This window comes from Methylobacterium sp. 17Sr1-1 (genome assembly GCF_003173775.1).
Classification (GTDB): domain Bacteria; phylum Pseudomonadota; class Alphaproteobacteria; order Rhizobiales; family Beijerinckiaceae; genus Methylobacterium.
In genome coordinates, this window is sequence record NZ_CP029552.1 from 835,001 (window position 1) to 853,579 (window position 18,579).

Consider the following 18,579-nt stretch of genomic DNA (forward strand, 5'->3'; position numbering starts at 1 on the left):
TCACCACCGCCGGCCCGGCATGCTCCGCCGCCGCGATACCGGTGAGCGAGAAAAGCCCGGCGCCGATGATCGCCCCGATGCCGAGCCCGACGAGGCTCAGGGGGCCGAGGGTGCGCTCGAGGCCGTGGCCGCCGCCCTCCGCGTCCTGGCGCAGGCGGTCGATTGGCTTCGTCCGCATCAGCCCCTCCGCCACCCTCTCCTGTGCCATCGCGCGTCCTCCAAGGATACTTGGAGACATCAACGCAGCGTCATCGCCAAAGCTGCACCGCGATGATCCGATGATCTCGTGCAAGGAAAATCGCTGCGCCGCAACCGTCTCGTCCGCGACGCATCGGCCGCTTGCCGATCCATGCTCGGCTTCAATATGATTCGGCAACAACGACAGGAGGAGCCCCCATGTGCCGGATCTTCGCCGAGCAGACGCCGGAGCGCTACGCCTACGAGACGCGCTCGCTGCGGATCGGCGGGCACTGCACCTCCCTGCGCCTCGAGACAGCGTTCTGGACCATCCTGGAGGAGATCGCCCGCCAGGAGGGCCTCAGCGTCGCGAAATTCGCCACCAAGCTCCACGACGAGGTGCTGGAGCGGCACGGCGAGGTGCGCAACTTCGCCTCCCTGCTGCGCTGTTCCTGCCTGATCTACCTCTCCGCGGGAAACCGCGCGCCGGTGCTGATGGCGGCCGAGTAGCGCGCAGCCCGCGCCCTCAGCGCGAATCCTCCAGGATCATCGCCGCGCCCTTCTCGGCCAGCATGATCGTCGGCGAGTTGGTGTTGCCCGAGGTGATGCGCGGCATCGCCGAGGCGTCGGCGACCCGCAGGCCCCGCACCCCGCGCACCCGCAGGCGCGCGTCGAGCACCGCGCCGGTATCGTGGTCGGCGCCCATCCGGGCGGTGCCGACCGGGTGGAAGATCGTGGTGCCGAGGTCGCCCGCGGCCTTGAGGAGATCGGCGTCGCTGGTGATGCCGGGCCCCGGCAGGTGCTCCTCCGGCTGGTAGCGGGTGAGCGGCGCCTGGGCGACGATGCGGCGGGTGAGCTTGAGGGAATCCACCGCCACCCGGCGGTCCTCTTCGGTCGAGAGGTAGTTCGGCCGGATCTCCGGGGGCGCCAGGGGATCGGGGCTCCCCGCATGCACGCTGCCGCGGCTCGACGGGCGCAGGTTGCACACGCTGGCCGTGAAGGCGCCGAACCGGTGCAGGCCGTCGCCCCACTTGTCCAGCGAGAGTGGCTGGAAGTGGTATTCGAGGTTGGCGGTGGCGTAATCGGGCGAGGAGCGGGTGAAGACCCCGACCTGGCTCGGCGCCATGGTGAGCGGCCCGGTGCGAAACAGCGCGTATTCCACCCCCATCCAGCCGCGCTTGATCAGGTTGGCGTAGGACAGGTTGAGCGTCGGCACGCCGGTGACCTTGTAGACCGGCCGGATCTGCAGGTGGTCCTGCAGGTTCTCGCCGACGCCGGGCGCGTGATGCGCGACCGCGACCCCGAGGGACTGGAGCCGCGCCCCGTCGCCGATGCCGGAGAGTTCGAGGAGTTTCGGGGTCGCTACGGCGCCGGCCGAGAGCACCACCTCGCCGTTCGCCCGGGCAAGGTAGCGCTGCCCGCCGCGGCCGAACACGACGCCGGCGGCGCGGCCGTCCTCGATCAGCACCCGCTCGACATGGATCCCGGTCTCGAGCCGGAGGTTCGGGCGGTTGAGCGCCGGCTTGAGGAAGCCGCGGGCCGCGCTCCAGCGCCGGCCCCGGCGCTGGTTGACCTGGAAGTAGGACGAGCCCTCGTTGTCGCCGGTGTTGAAATCCGGGATCTTCGGGATCCCGGCGGCCTCCGCGGCGTCGCGGATCGCGTCGAGGATCGCCCAGCGGATCCGCGGCGGCTCGACCCGCCACTCGCCGCCGGAGCGGTGGAAGTCGTTCGGCGGCGCGATGTGGTCCTCGTGCTTGAGGAAGTAGGGCAAGACGTCGTCCCAGCCCCAGCCCTCCAGGCCGAGCTGGCGCCAGCCGTCGTAATCGGCGGCCTGGCCGCGCATGTAGATCATCGCGTTGATGGCCGATGAGCCGCCGATGACCTTGCCGCGCGGATAGGCGAGCTGGCGCCCGTTCAGGCCGGCTTCCGCCTGCGTGGTGAACAGCCAGTCCGCCCGCTTGTTGCCGATGGCGAAGAGGTAGCCCGCCGGGATGTGGAACCAGATCCAGTTGTCGCGCCCGCCCGCCTCCAGCACCAGCACGCGCCGGCGGGAATCGGCCGAGAGGCGGTTGGCGAGCACGCAGCCCGCCGAGCCCGCCCCGACCACGATGTCGTCGTAGGTGCCGAAATCCTCGAGAGCCCCGCCGGCGGTGCTGCCTGCCATCGCGTTTCCCAACCCTGATCTGTCGTTCCGCCGGGTTTAGCGCATTCCGCTGGCGACGGCGCAAGGGGTTGCGGCTAAGCTCCCTCGAAACAGGGGGGAGAGGCATGGGGCGGACAATCGGTATCGCGGCGGGCCTCGCGGCCGGCCTCCTGGCGGGCCCGGCGCTCGCCGGGGAATGCGGGGCGCTCGCCAATCTCAGGATCGAGGCGGTGAACCTCCACTCCGCCGCCGAGGTGCCGGCCGCCGGCGACCTGCCGGCCTATTGCCGCGTGCTCGGCACGGTGCGGCCGGCGGTCGGCTTCGAGGTGCGGCTGCCGCTGCAGAACTGGAACGGCAAGTATTACGGCACCGGCTGCGGCGGCTTCTGCGGCAACGTCCTGTCGGATGCGCCCGGCTTCACCAACGCGATGAATTACGGCCTGCGCCGGGGCTACGCCGCCTCGACGATGGATGGCGGCCACTGGGGCACCGGCGCGGCCGACGGGCGCTGGGCTGTCGGCGACCTCGTCGCCCGCATGGATTGGGGCCAGCGCGCGGTGACGGAGACCGCCCGGGTCAGCAAGGTGCTGGTGCGGGCCTTCTACGACCGGCCGCAACAGAAATCCTACTTCGCCGGCTGCTCCACCGGCGGCCGCATGGCGACGATGGAGGCGCTGAAATACCCGAAGGACTTCGACGGGATCATCAGCGGCGCACCCGCCCTGGACTATACCGGCCTCGTCGCCACGACCTTCGCCTGGGTGACGAAGGCGAATACCGGGGCGGACGGCAAGCCGATCCTGACTACGCCCCGGGCCAGGCTCGTGACGGACGCGGTGGCGGCGGCGTGCGGGACGAAGGACCAGTCCGGCCTCGTCGCCGACCCGCGGCAATGCGGCTTCAAGCCCTCGTCCCTGCGCTGCACCGGCGATACCTCGGACGCGTGCCTGAGCGAGGCCGAGATCGGGGTCGTGGAGAAGTGGTATGCCGGGCCGACCGATGCCACGGGCCGGGCGCTCTATCCCGGCGGCATCCCGCTCGGCTCCGAGGCGCATTGGCCGCGCTGGCTCACGGGCCTCGGCAACGCCCCGGCGATCCTGCCGCTCTTTTCCGCCGACTTCCTGCGCTACATGGCGTTCTGGCCCTCGCCCGGTCCGTCCTACCGCGTCACCGATTTCGACTTTTCCGCCGATCCGGCCCGGATGGCGCCGCAGGCGCAGGTCTACAACGCTGCGACCTACGACCCGGCCGCTGGTTCCGTGCGGCCGGTCGCCGACCTCGCGGCCTTCCGCGACGCCGGCGGCAAGCTCCTGATCTATCACGGCTGGGGCGATCCGCTGGTCACGCCGTTCATGAGCGTCGCCTTCTACGAGGCGCTGGCAAAAGGGGCGGGCGGCCTCGACACCCTGGCGAAGACCGCGCGCCTGTTCATGGTGCCGGGCATGGACCATTGCGGCATCGGCACCGAGGGGCCGGGCATCAGTGACACCGGCATCGATCCGCTGACGGCTCTGGAGCGCTGGGTCGAGGCCGGCGAGGCGCCGCGCGAGCTCGTCATGACGAAGCGCGACGCCGGCGGGGCGGCGCAATGGTCGCGGCCGGTCTGCGCCTACCCGCAGGTTCCCCGGTCCGAGGGCGCCAGCCTCACCTGCGCGGCGCCGTGAGGACCGCCGCGATCGCCCGGGCCGGCCGGCTACGGCCGCCGGCCTCGGCCGGCGGCACCGACCGGCCTCGGCCGGTCGGCCTATGGCGCGGGAAAATCCTTCATCGTCTCTCCACGGCCGGCGAGATTTTCCTATAATGTAACGCGTTAGCAATTGTTCAGGGCCGCTTTCGTGGCATCTGTGCCGCAGGAGTGGCAGGCATGAGCGACGACGCACGACCCCGGGTCCTCTCGATCACCAGCATCACCGCCGTCAGCACGATCGACGGCGGCGATACGCTGGCGGCCGAGGTGAGCGGGCCCGACGGCGGCACGGTCTTCCTGTTGATTCCCCTCGGCGCGGCCGGCGCGCTGATCACCCAGCTCACCGATGCCGCCGAACGCGGGGCGCAGGAGCGACGCCTGCACAGCCAGGGGCGGCGTCCGGCCCAGGAACCGTGAGAGACCCGGGCGAGCGGCCGAGCCTTCCTCGTAGTTTTCCTTAGGGAATACGCGGTCGCTCAAATGCCGCCGAGCGGCTGAACCGGCCGGTGAGGAAGGCGGGGCAGAACGGCTTCCTGTCGCGGAGGTGCGTCGTGTCGTTCAGGAATCGACTGCGGTTCGAGCACCAGCTCGCCGCGCTGGTCGGCTTGCTCTGTCTCGCCCTGGTCGGGGTAACGGTGGGCGGCGCCGTCTGGCTCGAGCGCAGAAGCGCCGTCCGGCTCGCCGAGGCGCGCCTCGCCCGTCTTGCCTCCGGCATGGCCGAGACCCTCGACGTCACCCTGCGCGAGCGCTTCCGCGAGATCCAGGTCGTCGCCGGCCTCGCGCCGCTGCGCGAGCGCTGGACGAGCGACGCGACGATGGTCCGCGGCGTCCTCTCCGCCATGCGGACGACCGCGCCGGACTATGCCTGGCTCGGCTTCGTCGCTCTCGACGGCCGCGTCCGGGCGGGCACGGAGGGCATGCTGGAGGGCTTGGCGGTGACGGGCAAGGCCTGGTTCGAGGCCGGGCTGTCCCGCCCCAATGTCGGCGATGTGCATGAAGCGGTGCTGCTGAGCCGCCTACTCGTCCGCTCCGAGCCCGAGCCCCTGCGCCTCGTCGATCTCGCGGCGCCGGTGCGCGACGCATCGGGTCAGGTCGTCGGGGTGCTCGGCGGCCATCTGAGCTGGGACTGGGCGATCCGGGCCCGGCGGCGCCTCCTCGACGAGGGATTGCCCGGCACAGACCTGTGGGTGCTCGACCGGCGCGGCCGCGTGATCCTCGGACCGCTTCTCGGCACGACGCCGTTCGGTCCGGCCCGGCTCGGCGCCATGGTCGAGGAGGGCAGCGGCCGCTTCGCCGCCGCGCTCGGATCCGACACGCTGCTGGCCGGCTTCGCCTCGGCGGCGAAGGGCGAGCGCAGCGAGATCGCTGGCGGCGATCCCGGCCTCGGCTGGATCGTGGTGGCGACGAGGCCGGAGGCGCAGGCCCTCGCGCCGGTGCAGCGCTCGATCCAGGCGCTGCTCGCCCTCGGCGCGACGGCGGCCGTGATCGGCATCGCCCTGGCCTGGTGCCTCGGCCGCCGCGCGGCGGCCCCCTTGCGGCGGATGACCGCCGCGGCGGACCGGATCGGCCGCGAGGCCGAGGCGACGACGCTGCCGCGCCTCGACGGCGCCCGGGAATTCGTGGCGCTCTCGGCCTCCCTGCGCTCGCTGCTGCGACGCATCGGCACCGCCGAGCGCGAGCTCAGCGACGCCACGATCCGCCAGACCCGCGTCGCCGCCTTCTACCGGCGCCAGATCGAGGACCTGCGTCAGGTCGCCGGCACCGACTTGCTCACCGGGCTTCTCAACCGGCGCGGCTTTGCCCGGCCGGCGGAGGAGGCCTTCGCGCAGGCGAGGAGCGGCTGCGGCGTGGCCGTCCTGGTCGCCGACATCGACCATTTCAAGCGCGTCAACGACCAGCACGGCCACGATGCCGGCGACGCGGTGATCCGCCATGTCGGCGCCCTCCTGGCGGAGGCGGTGCGCGGCTCCGATACGGTGGCGCGCTTCGGCGGCGAGGAATTCGTCGTCCTGCTCGTCGGCCCCGGCGGGACCGAGGCTTTGCTCACCGCCGAGCGGCTCTGCGCCGCGGTGCGGGCGGCGGAGATCGCGCATGGCGGCCGCGCGATTCCCGTCACGATCAGCATCGGGGTCGCCACCGTGTCGGCACGCGATGCCGACATCCAGGCGGCGATCGCCCGCGCCGACGCGGCCCTCTACGAGGCCAAGGCGCGGGGCCGCGACCGGGTCAGCGCCGCGGCGGAGATCGAGGAGGTCGAGCGGGCGGCGTGAGCACGGCCGACCTGCCCGATCCGGACGCCGACGGGCGGAACCGGATCGCGCCAAGCTCCGTTACTACTCCATAAGAGTATTCACGGAGTCATGGAGGCGACGATGATGAAAGGCGGGCTGCTCTGGTTGATCGGCATACCGATTCCGATCATCCTGATCCTGTTCTTCCTCGGCTACCTGCATTGAAAGTCAGCCTGAGCACACTCAGGGAATAATGTCCTCCTTGTCAGTCCGGGCTCCGCTGTGCGGCCCTGGACTGACGAGAAGTGTGAAAAATCCGTCGGGGTGGTCACGCTTCCGAAGATGCGTCAGCGCCGCGAGGCGAGTTCGCCCATCCGGGCGGCGCGGCCCTGCTCGACGTGCCAGCGCGCATCGGCCACCTGCCGGCGCAGGCTGTTGCGGCGCCAGAGATGGTAGAGGCGCAAGGGGTGCGGGACGGTACCGGCCCGGGCCTCGTGGTGCTTCAGACGGCGCAGCAGGCCCGGCAGGCAGGCGCCCGCGGCCTCGCCGGTGGCGATGTCGCCGAGGCGGACCTGGCGCAGCAATTCGGCCCGGTAATCCTCCACGCCCGATCCCCCTCGTCCATTTTCCGGAAGAAGACGCATCCCTTGGGAAGAGAGGCCCTCCGTCGTGCCGGTGCAGGCAGGATGGGAAGATCGTGCGGCGGTGGCAACGCGGCATCGTCGCCCGCCCTCGAAAGGCGTAGGCCCTCACGCAAAAAGAGGCCCTGCCGGCGGGAGCGAGCAGGGCGGTGAAGTCGACTTGGGGGCCTCAGCAACATCCCTGATGGTCGTCCACCCGGTCGAGACCGGGCCAGCAGGGACGGTCGGGCAAGAATTGCCGCAACACTTGTGATGTTGCTGGTCTTTTTCGGACCGTTCCATCACTTATGTGAAGATTCACGGCGAGCGAGAGATGTCGCAGGCGGTCAGCCACCGGGGATGTCGGTGTCGTGGGTCCCGGTATAGTCCGCGATCGAGACCAGGGCCGGGACGTCGCGAAGCGTGATGGCGGTGGCGCGCTGCTCGACCAGGCCGTCCCGGCGCAGCTGCTGCATCGTGCGGTTCATGTGCACCACGCTGAGGCCCAGCGCATCGGCCAGGACTTCCTGGGTGATCGGGAACGAGAACCGGTTTTCGTGGACTTGGTCCACCGCCGCCAGCCGCTCGCGCAACTCGAGCAGGAAATGGGCGACGCGCTCGTAGGCGGTCTGGCGCCCGAGGCGCACCACCTGGTTGATGAGCCAGATCTCCTCCATCTCGCGCGCCTGCCGGAGCGCCGCCGCCAAGCCAACCTCCTTGCCGGCCTCCTTGCCGCAAGTTTGGCCGCCGCCCGCGGCCGCCTCGCGCAAGGCCCCCGCCTCGCAGATCCGGGCCGGTGTCAGGGTGGCGATGGAGCCGAAGGGCAGCGGGCGCCGGCGCTGGTCGAGGCCGATCAGGTCGCCGGGCAAGAGCACGACGACGATCTGGCGCCTTCCGTCGGCGAGGAGGCGCTGGCGGCAGGCCCAGCCCTCCAGGAGCACCTGCGGCCGCGGCGCCGCCTCGCCGTCGCGCACGAGTTCGGTGCGCGCCGGCACCGGGACCGGGCGGGCGGTGACCTGGCGCAGCAACGCCGCCTCGTCGGCGGCCAGCGGGGCGTAGCCCGAGAGCCGGCGCAGGACCGCGTCGGTCGCGGCGGGGGTGTGGGCGAGGGGCTCACCCGGCATCGTCGGCCTCCGCGCCCGGATCCTCGGCCGCGGCCGGCGCGTCCGGGCCCGGCAACCCGCGGCCCGGCGCCAGGACCGGCATCTCGATGACGCAGCGCACGCCGCCCGGACGGTATTCCAAGGCGGTCGTGGCGCCGAACTCGTAGACCAGGCCCTGCTCGATCAATTCGCGCCCGAAGCCCCGGCGGGCCGGCGCAGTCGGGAGCAGGGTGACGCCGCTCTCCTGCCATTCGAGCCGCAGGCGGCGGTCCGGCCCTGCGCCATAGACGTGCCAGGTGATGACGATCCGGCCCTCCGGCCGGGCGAGCGCCCCGTACTTGATCGCGTTGGTGGCGAGTTCGTGCAGCGCCAGGCCGAGGGTCTCGGCGGTCCGCTGCGGCAGGCGCAGCTCGGGGCCGTCGAGGGTCACCTGGCCGCCGTCGCGCACCGCGTGGGACAGGACCTCCTCGCCGATCAGCTCGGCGAGGTCGGTGGCGGCGTCGGGGTTGCGGGTGAGGATGTTCTGGACGCGGGCGAGTGCCCCGAGCCGGCCGTCGAAATGCATCGCGAAGTCGGCGAGATTGGTCTGGCCCTCGGCGGTGCGGTTGGCCACCGAGCGCACCACCGCCAGGATGTTCTTCACCCGGTGCTGCAGCTCGATGAGCAGCAGGCGCTGGCGGTCCTCGGCCATTCGCCGCTCGTGGCTGTCGGTGCAGGAGCCGAACCAGGTGACGGCGCCGCCATCCGGGTTGGCCGTCGGCTCGGCCCGGACGGTGAACCAGCGGTAGGTTCCGCCGGCGGCCCGGAAGCGGAACTCATGCTCGAAGGTCTCGCGGGTGGCCGCCGCCCGCTGCCAGCGGCGCTGGTTCTCCTCGACGTCCTCCGGGTGCATCACCGTGAGCCAGCCGAGGCCGAGCGCCCTGCCTTCCTCCAGGCCGGTATAGTCGTGGAAGCGCGGATTGACGTAGGTCCAGTTCAGCTCCGCATCGGCGGTGAACAGGAAGGCCGGGATGATCCGCTCCATCCGCCGGAAGCGCTCCTGGCTCGCGCGCAGGGCCCGCTCGGCCCGGGCGGTGGCGGTGATGTCCAGGAAGGTGACGACGACGCCGGCGATGAAGTTGTCGATCGAGCGGTAGGGCAGCACCCGGGCGAGGTAGCGCGCGCCGCTCTCCGGGCTGCCGACCTCGCGGTCGATGGTGCCGAGCGTGCGCAGCACCTTGCGCACGTCCTCGGGCAGCTCGGGGTAGTGGATGCGCGCCGCGATGTGGGTGATCGGCCGGCCGAGGTCGGTGTCGATCAGGTGGAAGATGTCAGTCACCGCCGGGGTGAAGTTCTTCACCCGGAACTCGTTGTCGAGGAACAGCGTGGCGATCTGGGTGCTCTCGAGCAGGTTCTTCAGGTCGCTGTTGGCTCTGCCCAAGTCGTTGACCCGGTGCGCGAGCTCGCCGTTGACGGTCTGCAACTCCTCGTTGACCGATTGCAGCTCCTCCTTCGAGGTCTCGAGCTCCTCGTTGGCGGATTGCAGCTCCTCATTGATCGACTGATACTCCTCGTTGGAGGATTTCAGCTCCTCGTTGGTGCTCTCCAGTTCCTCGATCGTCGCCTGGAGCCGCTCGCGGGTCAGGCGCAACTCGCTCTCGAGGCGCTGGACGTGCTCGTCGCGCAGGAAGGAGGGGGTCGGCTCCTCGGTGCCGTCGCCCTCCAGGGTCTCGCCCTCCTGGAACAGGATGACGAAGCTCGGCGGGCCCTCGCCCCCGGGCACCGGCTCGACCACCAGGGTGACGAGGCGCCGCTCGCCGTTGCTGCCCATGGCGGTGCGCTCGGCCTTGACGGTCCGGTGCTCGGCGCCCGCCTTGAGCAGGGCGGCGCGCAGGTCGAGGCGCAGGTCTCGGTGGACGAGGTTGAGCAGGTTGAGGCTCGCCGCGCCCGTCGCCGGGTCGATGTAGCGCCCGGTGCGGCCGGAGAAATGCAGCACGTCGTAGGCCTCGTCGACCACCACGTAGGCCGGGGCGTAGCGCTCGGCCACCCGCTCGGCCCGTCGCGTGAGGCCGCCCTCGATCGTCCGCGGCCGCAGGACGCCGCCATTCTCCGCCTGTCGCCGGTCGGCGATCACGGTGAGGGGGAATTCCGGCAGCACCCGGGTGGCGCTCTCGAGACGGCGGAAGATGCGGTAGCGCCGGTCCACGGGGGCGAACAGCTTGGCGTGCCGGGTGACGTTCTCGGAATTGCCCAGGAACAGGAACCCGCCCGGCCGCAGGGCGAAGTGGAACAGCGGGATCACCCGGTTCTGCAGCTCGCCGTTGAGGTAGATCAGCAGGTTGCGGCACGACACGAGGTCGAGGCGCGAGAACGGGGCGTCCTTGATCACGTTGTGCTGCGAGAAGATGCACATCTCCCGCAGTTCCTTGACGACGCTGTAGGTCGCGCCCTCCTTGACGAACCAGCGGGCGAGGCGGTCGGCCCGGACCTGGCGGGCCACCGCCTCGCTGTAGCGTCCGACCCGGGCGCTCGCGAGGGCCCGCCCGTCGATGTCGGTGGCGAAGATCTGCACCTGCGGCACCGCGTCGAGCTTGGCCATGTGCTCGCGCAGGAGGATGCCGATCGAGTAGGCCTCCTCGCCGGTGGCGCAGCCGAGCACCCAGACCCGGACCTGGTCGCCCGATCCCTTGCCGGAGAACAGCCGCGGGACCACCTCGGATTCGAGCAGCTCGAACTCGCGGTGGTCGCGGAAGAACTGCGTCACCCCGATCAGCAGGTCGTTGAACAGGTTCTGCACCTCGTCCGGATCGGCGCGCAGGTGCTCGACATACGATTCGATTGTCTCGACCTGCACCACCTGCATCCGGCGGTGGACGCGGCGCAGGAAGGTGTTCTGCTTGTAGCCGTGGAAGTCGTGCCCGGTCTTGTTGCGCAGGATGGTGGCGATGCGGACCAGGGAATCGGCCGCTGCGTCTTCCCCCGCCGGCCGGTCCTGCGCGATGCGGCGCAGGTCTCGGGTATAGGACAGGATCCGGTCGGCCATCAGCTCCGGGAGCACGACGTGGTCGGCGAGCGAGGCGGCGGTGCTGCCGGACAGGGTCTCCTCGGCGTGCGGCTCGGCCAGGGTCAGGCCGCCCGCCGCCTTGACGGCGGTGACGCCGAGCGTGCCGTCGCTGCCGGTGCCGGCGAGCACCACCGCCACGGCCTGCGCGCCCCGGTCCTCGCCCAACGCGACCAGGAAGGAGTCGAGGCCGCCCCGTCCCCCCGGCTCGTCGGTCTGCGCCGCGAGGCGGAACCGTCCCTGCGCCACGGTCACGGTGGCGTCCGGGGGCAGGACGTAGAGATGCCCGGCCTCGATCGCGGCGCCCTCGGTGACCGGTTCCTGCGGCAGGGCGGCCGCCCGTGCCAGCACGGTGCGCCAGCGCGCCTCGTCGATCGCCTCGCGCTGCTGGAGCGCCACCACGACGGCCACGTCCGGCATGGCCGGCGCGTGGGCGAGGAAGCGCTCCAGGGAGTCGATCGCGAGTCCCGACGCGCCGACGCCGACGACCACCGGCTCCTCCGGCGACCGGTCGCCCGCGCCGTCGATGCCCGGCTCCGCACCGATCTTCCTCGCCAAGGGTTGTCGCCTCCGGTGTGCGTCGGGTGAGAGAGATCCGGATCCGCCATCGGCGAGCATACGCGTCCGGCAATGCGCTGTCAGGCCGACCGACCGGCGATCCCGGGCCTATCTCGCGGGCTTTTTGGACCCGTCGAGCCTCGCATCCGCCTGCGAGGCCCTGCTTCAACACAGGTTAAGCGGCCGGGCGGAACGGCCGCCCCCCACCTCAGCGGCCGGGCGATCCGGGTCCGGTCGGGCCGTTGATCCGGCGCTCGTAATGCTTGGCGACCCGCAGGTGGCGCGAGATCGCGTAGTTCATCGCCGTGAGGAAGCCGTAGGCGCCGCGCACGCAGTGGCGCCGGCCGAGATAGGCCTTGAGGAAGTTGCCCGGCAACTCGACGAACAGGCGCCAGGTCGGGATCCGGACGCCCCGCGCCTCGAGGTCGTCGGCCTGCTGGTCGGAGTAGCGGTTGAGCTTGTCGAGCTGGTCGCCCAGCGAGCGGACCGAGAAGTGGTGGATCACCCCCCGCAGGCGCCCGATCGTGGCGCCCGGTTCGAGGTCGACCCGGTCGTGCACCGGCGAGGGCGAGTAGCGGCCGCGGTCGCGCCGGTAGAGCCGCACCGGCCACAGCGTGTAGGCGAGGCGGTGCGGCCGCACCTCGCCGGGAAACACCTCGGCGATGCCGAGCTCGTAGGCCGGGTGCGGCGGCTCGCCCGCCGCGAACAGCCGGCGGATCTCGGCCGCGAGCTCCGGCGGCACCACCTCGTCGGCGTCGAGGTTCAGCATCCAGACGTGCCGGCACTGCTCCTCGGCGAAGCGCTTCTGCGGCCCGTAGCCGGGCCAGCCCCGCTCGATGACCCGGGCGCCGAGGGACGCGGCGAGCTCCCGCGTGCCGTCGGTGGAGCCGGAATCGACCACGATCAGGTCGTCGGTCAGGTCGCGCACGGCCGCCAGCGTGGCGCCGATCCGGTCGGCCTCGTTGCGGGCGATGAGGAAGATCGAGAGGGGGAGCGGGGCGACCATTGGACGTGACGGGCGAAAAGAGGAGCCGGGCCGCTCGCGCGGGGGGCCGGGGGGATCGGGCAGCCTCTAGCGCATATTGCGGGTCCCCGGTAACCGGCCCGGGCCGGCGCGGCCCGCCGGCGGCCGGGAGCGTGCCCTGGCGGCCACGGCCACCCGCAGAAATGCGGCCCGGCCCCGCCGCCCCATTGGCGCCGCATCGGTTTGGCTCATCCTTAAGAAGTGCGCCGGAGAATCGGGCGCAAGGAATCGCCGGCTGCCGCAGGGTTCTCTGGGGGCGGAGCGGCGAGGGGGGAGCGGGCTGTTCTCGTGATGGGGGTTCTCGTGCGGAGTCGGACCTTGGGGATCCTCCTCGTCGCGGCTGGGCTCGGCGCCTGCGCGGGCACGCCGAAGGGCGTGCTGGCGCCGGTGGCCGCGACGGTGCCGGGGGCCTCGAAGGTCGACATGCTGGTGGCGACCACGCGCAAGACCGCCGCCAATCCGGGCGAGATGTATTCGGGCGACCGCGGGCCGGCCCTGTCCTATGCCGACATCACGGTCTCGATCCCGCCGGACGCGGTGCGCCAGCCCGGCACGGTGCAGTGGCCGAAGGAGCTGCCCGGCAACCCCGCGACCGACTTCGTCACCCTCAAGGCCGAGACCCTGGACCGGCCGGAGGCGGCCGCGCGCCTGCGCCACACGGCGCGCGCGGGCAAGCGCCACGTGCTGGTCTTCGTCCACGGCTTCAACAACCGCTTCGAGGACGCGGTCTACCGCTTCGCCCAGATCGTGCACGACACCAGGGCCGAGGTGGTGCCGGTGCTGTTCACCTGGCCGTCGCGCGGCAGCGTGCTCGCCTACGGCTACGACCGCGAGAGCACCAACTACTCGCGCAACGCGCTGGAGGGCGTGCTGCGCCGCCTCGCCCAGAACCCGGAGGTGGCCGAGATCACCGTGCTCGCCCACTCGATGGGCAACTGGCTGGTGCTCGAATCCCTGCGCCAGATGGCGATCCGCGACGGGCGCGTGGCGCAGAAGATCCGCGACGTGGTGCTGGCCGCCCCCGACGTCGACGTCGATCTCGCCCGCGAGGCGTTTCGCGACATGGGCCCGACCCGGCCCCGCTTGAGCCTGTTCGTGTCCCAGGACGACAACGCGCTGGCGGTCTCGCGCCTGGTCTGGGGCAGTTCCGGCGCGCGGTTAGGGGCCATCGACCCCTCCACCGAGCCCTATCGCAGCGAGCTCGCCCGCGAGAACATCGCGGTCCTCAACCTCACCGCCATGAAGGGCAGCGACGCCCTCAATCACGGCAAGTTCGCCGGCAGCCCGCAGCTCGTGGCGCTTCTCGGCAACCGCCTGGCGCAGGGCCAGACCATCACCGATTCCCGCGTGGGCCTCTCCGACCGGATCGTCCAGATGACCGCGGGCGCCGCCGCCACCGTCGGCACCGCCGCCGGCCTCGCGGTCTCGGCCCCGGTCGCGGTGATCGACGCCCAGAGCCGCGAGACCTACGGCGAGCACCTGCGCAACCTCGGCCAGGGCATCGGCGACACCGCGGAGGGGGCGGTGGACCTGGCGGCCGCCCCGGCGCGGGCGCTCGGGGGGCGGTGAGGGCTCAGCCCAGGGCGGGCGCTGCCCTTCGCCATGAGCCGTGCGCGACCTCGCCGTTCCGCTCGGCCGCGGCGAGGGCGCGATCCAATCCATCGCGGCCGAGGGGGACGCAATAGGCGGGCTTTCCCCGCTCGAAGCGCCAGCTCTCCGCGAGCGTGCCGGCATCGACCGGATCGAAGCCGAACTGGTCGATCAGATCCGCCGCGACCGCCTTCGCGGGGGAATCGTCGCCCGCGAGCGGCAGGGCCCGGCGACCCGGCGCACCGGCCGGGCGGCCTTCCGTCTCCAGGTCCCGGGCCCGGATGGCGTTGAACGCCTTGACGATCCGGGCCGCCGGGAGATGCTCGGCCAAGAGCCCGCTCGTCGTCGCCTGCCGCGCATCGAGCGCCGCGATCGGCCCGTCCCGCTCGGGGTAGTAGTTCATGGCATCGAGGACGATCTTGCCGGCCAAGGCCGCCTCCGGCAGGGCCCGGTAGGCGTGGAGCGGGATCGCCACCACCACGACCTCGCCGAACTCCGCTGCCTCGAGGGCAGTCCCGGTGCGGCAGCCGAGATCGACGCCAAGGCTGAACAGGCTCCGCGGCCCGCGGGAATTGGCCACCAGGACCTCGTGTCCCCGGGCGATGGCGTGGCGGGCGACGGCTTGGCCGACATAGCCGGCTCCGATGATTCCGATCTGCATGACGTCTCTCCTCGCGCCCTTGAGCGCTGCGCCTTGCGTAACTGAGCGTCATACGGCGATAAATCGCGCTTCAGACGTGGTATTCACAACCATCAGGGGGCAAACATGGACCGGCTCACCAGCATGGCGGCGTTCGTCGCGGCTGCGGATCTCGGCTCCTTCGCGGCCGGGGCGGCAGCCCTTGGGATGTCGCCCCAGATGGTGGCCAAGCACGTGGCGTTCCTGGAGGCCCGGCTCGGCACGCGCCTCATCAACCGCACCACCCGCCGCCAGAGCCTGACCGAGTTCGGCCGCGCTTATCACGAGCGCTGCCGGGTGGTCCTCGCCGAGGCCGAGGCGGCGGACGCCCTCGCCGAGACGGTGCGGGCCCATCCGCACGGCACGCTGCGGCTCAACGCACCGGTGACCTTCGGCAGCCACGGTCTGGTGCCGCTGCTCACCCGCTACCTGCGGGACTGCCCGCAGGTGGAGGTGGACCTGAGCCTCGCCGACCGCCTGGTCGATCCCCTCGAGGAGGGATTCGAGGCGGTGATCCGCTTAGGGCCGCTCGCCGAATCGAGCCTGGTCGCCCGCCCGCTCGCGCCGTACCGGCTGGTCGCCTGCGCGGCGCCGGCCTATCTCGGGGCGAACGGCGTGCCGTCCTCGCCCGCGGACCTGAGCCGGCATCAATGCCTCGACTTCTCCCATTGGCCGCGCGGCCGCGGGTCGCTCTGGCAGTTCACCCGGGCGGGACAGACCGTCGAGGCGCCGGCGGCCGGGCGTTTGCGCATCAACGACTTTCGCGCGCTGCTCTCCGCCGCCCGCGACGGGTTCGGAATCGTGCTCGGCGTCGAGACCGCCCTGAGGGACGATCTCGCGGCCGGCCGCCTCGTCCGGGTCCTGCCGGACTGGGAGGCGCCGTCGCGGCCGATGCACCTCCTGACGATGCGCGACCGGCGCCCGACCGCCAAGCTGCGCCGCTTCATCGAGATGATGCTGGAGGAGTTCGGGCCGGACCGATCCGCGGTCCGGGCGGCGTCGCTGGCCCGCGGACCCGCCTGAGCAAGTCTCGAACGGAGCAGCCCCCGGATCGGCGGCCTACGCTCGGGCGGGCCAGGCGTTCGCTCGGGCGCGCCAGGCGTTGGCCTGCCGATGCAAGTCTGCTTAGGGTGCCGCCGGTGAACCGCCCCGCTTCGCACCGGCTCCGGAACGCGGAGATGGGGCACCTTGAGGGGGGAATACCATGCACACCATCACGCGCCGCAGCCTGCTCGCCGCCGGGTCCGCCGCCGCGCTCCTGTCCGCCCCGTGGGTCCGGGCGCAGGCGGGGCCGCTCCGGCTGAAATGCGGCGTCGTCACGCCCGACACCCATCCGGCGACGATCCGCCTGCGCGAGGCGGCCGAGAAGGTCGCCAAGGAGACCAACGGCGCGGTCGAGGTCGCGGTCTTCCCGAACGGCCAGCTCGGCTCGGACACCGACATGCTGAGCCAGCTCCGCTCGGGCGCGCTCGAGATGTTCGCCCAATCCTCCTCGAACCTCGCGACGCTGGTGCCGCGGGCCTCGCTCATCAACATCGCCTTCGCGTGGAGCGGCTACGACAAGGTCTGGCCGGCGGTCGACGGAGAGCTCGGCGCCTTCATCCGGTCGGAGATCACGAAGGCCGGCCTCGTGCCGTTCGAGCGGATGTGGGACAACGGCTTCCGCCAGACCACGACCAGCGTCCGGCCGATCACGAGCCCGGCCGATTTCGAGGGGCTCAAGCTCCGGGTGCCGAACAGCGCGCTGTTCACCTCCGCCTTCCGGGCGCTCGGCGCCGCGCCGGTCGCACTCAACTTCTCCGAGGCCTACTCGGCCCTGCAGACGAAGGTGGTGGACGGCCAGGAGAACCCGCTCGCCATCATCACGAGCTTCAAGCTCGTCGAGGTGCAGAAGTATCTCTCCTTCACCAACCACATCTGGGACGGCTTCTGGCTGATGTCCGGCAACCGGACCTGGTCGCGCCTGCCCGAGGACGCGAAGGCGGTGCTGACCCGCCACTTCAACCAGGCGGGCCTCGACCAGCGCCAGGACATCGCGAGCCAGGGCGTGGCGATGCGCGAGGCGCTGGGCAAGGCCGGCTTCGCGATCAACGACGCGCCCGCCGCGCCTTTCCAGGAGAAGTTGCGCAAGGCGGGCTTCTACACCGAGTGGAAGGGCAAGTACGGCGCGGAGGCCTGGGGTCACCTGGAGAAGTTCGCCGGGGCGGTCTCGTAGATCTGTCAGCTCGTTTGCTTGCCCCGTCTAGTGAAAGGTAAGTCGCGGGATCCCCTCTCCCGAGTGGGAGAGGGGTAGGGGTGAGGGTGACACGGTGCCGGGTTAAACTCTAACCGTTGAGCTGCCAGCACGACGCTCAGCGTTTCATACTGAAGCGTGTCACCCTCACCCCCGGCCCCTCTCCCACTCGGGAGAGGGGAGATGTGCCATTCTTTGGAATGTCGGTGAGGCCCGGAATGTGCGGCTCATCGCGACGACCGCCTCACCCGCGCTCCAGCGGCCGCATCACCGCGTAGAGGGCATTCTTCGCCTCGAAGCCGATGCCCGGCACGTCCGGCATCGCGACCCGGCTGTCCTCGACCGGCACCGCATCGGCGAAGCCGCCGAAGGGGGCGAAGACGTCCGGGTAGCTCTCGTTGCCGCCGAGGCCGAGACCCACCGCGATGTTGAGGGCGAATTGATGCCCGCCATGGGGCACGCAGCGGCGCGGCGACCAGCCGTGAGCGCGCAACACGTCGAGGGTGCGCAGGTACTCGACCAGCCCGTAGGACAAGGCGGGGTCGAATTGCAGGATGTCCCGGTCCGGCCGCAGGCCTCCGTGGCGGATCAGGTTGCGGGCGTCCTGGTGCGAGAACAGGTTCTCGCCGGTGGCGAGCGGCCCGTCATAGGTCGTGGCGAGCGCCGCATGGCCTAAGTAGTCGAGGGGATCGACCGGCTCCTCGTACCAGCGCAGACCGTAGGGCGCGACCGCCCGGCCGAAGCGGATCGCCTCCTCCAGCGTGAAGCGGCCGTTGACGTCGACGCAGAGGCGCGATCCGTCGCCGCCGAGGATGCCGAGCACCGCCTCGATCCGGGCGATGTCCTCCTCCAGCGGCACCAGGCCGACCTTCATCTTCACGGTGCTGTAGCCGCGGTCGAGATAGGAGCGCATCTCGTCCTTGAGGGCGTCGAGCCCCTTGCCCGGGTAGTAGTAGCCGCCGGCGGCGTAGACCCAGGCCTTGGCGTCGGCCTCAGCCCCGCGGTAGCGGTCGGCCAGCAGCCGCCACAGCGGCACGCCCTTCGCCTTGGCCAGCGCGTCCCACAAAGCCATGTCGAGCACGCCGACCGCCACCGAGCGCTCGCCGTGGCCGCCGGGCTTCTCGTTCTTCATCATCGCCGCCCACGCCCGGTGCGGGTCAAGGAGCCCGTCCTCGCCCTGGAGATCCTCGGGCGCGGCGGCCAGCAGGCGCGGGATGAAACGCTCGCGCAGGAGCCCTTGCGGCGCGTAGCGGCCGTTCGAGTTGAAGCCGAAGCCGACGACCGGGCGGCCGTCGACCATCACGTCGGTCACCACCGCGACCACGCTCGCCGTCATGGTCGAGAAGTCGATCCAGGCGTTGGCGATGTCCGACTTGATCGGCGCGACGATGTCGCGGATGGCAGTGATGCGCATGACGGATCCCCCTCGAGAGGCTGAGGCCGAGAGTCTCAGGCAACGTCTCGTAGGGGGCCGTGCCCGCGCTGACAAATGCG

Annotated in this window: 15 protein-coding genes (1 of these 15 running past the window's edge); 7 read left to right on the plus strand and 8 right to left on the minus strand. The window is 71.4% G+C overall.

The features are described 5' to 3' along the window. Positions 1 to 208, minus strand: partial view of an amino acid permease gene (locus tag DK412_RS03830; RefSeq protein WP_109970865.1) — the beginning only. Its footprint begins 1,265 nt before the window's first position; the window shows 208 of its 1,473 coding nt (coding positions 1-208); its start codon is at positions 206 to 208; its stop codon lies beyond the left edge, outside the window. A 188-nt stretch (positions 209 to 396) separates the two neighbouring features. On the opposite strand from DK412_RS03830, the gene DK412_RS03835 reads away from it, so the two are divergent. After that, on the plus strand, positions 397 to 687 hold the full coding sequence (locus DK412_RS03835; RefSeq protein ID WP_109970866.1) for a ribbon-helix-helix domain-containing protein: 291 nt from the start codon (positions 397 to 399) through the stop codon (positions 685 to 687). 16 nt (positions 688 to 703) lie between these two features. On the opposite strand, the gene DK412_RS03840 is transcribed toward DK412_RS03835, so the two are convergent. Next, complete coding sequence (locus DK412_RS03840; protein ID WP_109970867.1) at positions 704 to 2,341, minus strand: GMC family oxidoreductase N-terminal domain-containing protein; 1,638 nt, start codon at positions 2,339 to 2,341, stop codon at positions 704 to 706. 104 nt (positions 2,342 to 2,445) lie between these two features. Between DK412_RS03840 and DK412_RS03845 the strand changes: the two genes are divergently transcribed. From DK412_RS03845 to DK412_RS03855, 3 genes are all read left to right on the plus strand, one after another. Then, positions 2,446 to 3,984, plus strand: a complete 1,539-nt coding sequence (locus DK412_RS03845; protein ID WP_109970868.1) for a tannase/feruloyl esterase family alpha/beta hydrolase — start codon at positions 2,446 to 2,448, stop codon at positions 3,982 to 3,984. Positions 3,985 to 4,184: 200 nt separating this feature from the next. Continuing rightward, the gene (locus DK412_RS03850; RefSeq protein WP_109970869.1) at positions 4,185 to 4,424 is read left to right on the plus strand and encodes a hypothetical protein; all 240 of its coding nucleotides are present in this window, start codon (positions 4,185 to 4,187) and stop codon (positions 4,422 to 4,424) included. Positions 4,425 to 4,558: 134 nt separating this feature from the next. Next, positions 4,559 to 6,277, plus strand: coding sequence for a sensor domain-containing diguanylate cyclase (locus tag DK412_RS03855; RefSeq protein WP_109970870.1), 1,719 nt, complete (start codon positions 4,559 to 4,561; stop codon positions 6,275 to 6,277). 308 nt (positions 6,278 to 6,585) lie between these two features. Here DK412_RS03855 and DK412_RS03860 read toward each other — a convergent pair whose 3' ends face one another. From DK412_RS03860 to DK412_RS03875, 4 genes are all read right to left on the minus strand, one after another. Beyond that, positions 6,586 to 6,843, minus strand: coding sequence for a hypothetical protein (locus tag DK412_RS03860; protein WP_109970871.1), 258 nt, complete (start codon positions 6,841 to 6,843; stop codon positions 6,586 to 6,588). A 362-nt stretch (positions 6,844 to 7,205) separates the two neighbouring features. Next, positions 7,206 to 7,982 (minus strand): Crp/Fnr family transcriptional regulator, encoded by a 777-nt coding sequence (locus tag DK412_RS03865; RefSeq protein ID WP_109970872.1) that lies wholly within the window; start codon positions 7,980 to 7,982, stop codon positions 7,206 to 7,208. Further along, positions 7,972 to 11,529: a CheR family methyltransferase gene (locus DK412_RS03870; RefSeq protein ID WP_245447697.1), complete on the minus strand. Its 3,558-nt coding sequence runs from the start codon at positions 11,527 to 11,529 to the stop codon at positions 7,972 to 7,974. Before DK412_RS03870 ends, DK412_RS03865 begins: the two co-directional genes overlap by 11 nt. 238 nt (positions 11,530 to 11,767) lie before the next feature. Further along, a complete protein-coding gene (locus DK412_RS03875) occupies positions 11,768 to 12,565 on the minus strand; it encodes a glycosyltransferase family 2 protein (RefSeq protein ID WP_109970874.1) in 798 nt (265 codons plus the stop codon). A 336-nt stretch (positions 12,566 to 12,901) separates the two neighbouring features. Between DK412_RS03875 and DK412_RS03880 the strand changes: the two genes are divergently transcribed. Continuing rightward, the gene (locus DK412_RS03880) at positions 12,902 to 14,152 is read left to right on the plus strand and encodes an alpha/beta hydrolase (RefSeq protein WP_348629368.1); all 1,251 of its coding nucleotides are present in this window, start codon (positions 12,902 to 12,904) and stop codon (positions 14,150 to 14,152) included. Between the two features lie 4 nt (positions 14,153 to 14,156). On the opposite strand, the gene DK412_RS03885 is transcribed toward DK412_RS03880, so the two are convergent. Next, the gene (locus DK412_RS03885; RefSeq protein ID WP_109970876.1) at positions 14,157 to 14,834 is read right to left on the minus strand and encodes an NAD(P)-binding domain-containing protein; all 678 of its coding nucleotides are present in this window, start codon (positions 14,832 to 14,834) and stop codon (positions 14,157 to 14,159) included. A 105-nt stretch (positions 14,835 to 14,939) separates the two neighbouring features. Here DK412_RS03885 and DK412_RS03890 point away from each other — a divergent pair, with 105 nt between their 5' ends. Both DK412_RS03890 and DK412_RS03895 read left to right on the plus strand, forming a co-directional pair. Next, complete coding sequence (locus DK412_RS03890) at positions 14,940 to 15,875, plus strand: LysR family transcriptional regulator (protein ID WP_109970877.1); 936 nt, start codon at positions 14,940 to 14,942, stop codon at positions 15,873 to 15,875. 181 nt (positions 15,876 to 16,056) lie between these two features. Further along, on the plus strand, positions 16,057 to 17,067 hold the full coding sequence (locus tag DK412_RS03895) for a TRAP transporter substrate-binding protein (RefSeq protein WP_109970878.1): 1,011 nt from the start codon (positions 16,057 to 16,059) through the stop codon (positions 17,065 to 17,067). Between the two features lie 262 nt (positions 17,068 to 17,329). Here DK412_RS03895 and DK412_RS03900 read toward each other — a convergent pair whose 3' ends face one another. Beyond that, a complete protein-coding gene (locus DK412_RS03900; protein WP_109970879.1) occupies positions 17,330 to 18,499 on the minus strand; it encodes a mandelate racemase/muconate lactonizing enzyme family protein in 1,170 nt (389 codons plus the stop codon). Positions 18,500 to 18,579 lie beyond the last annotated feature (80 nt).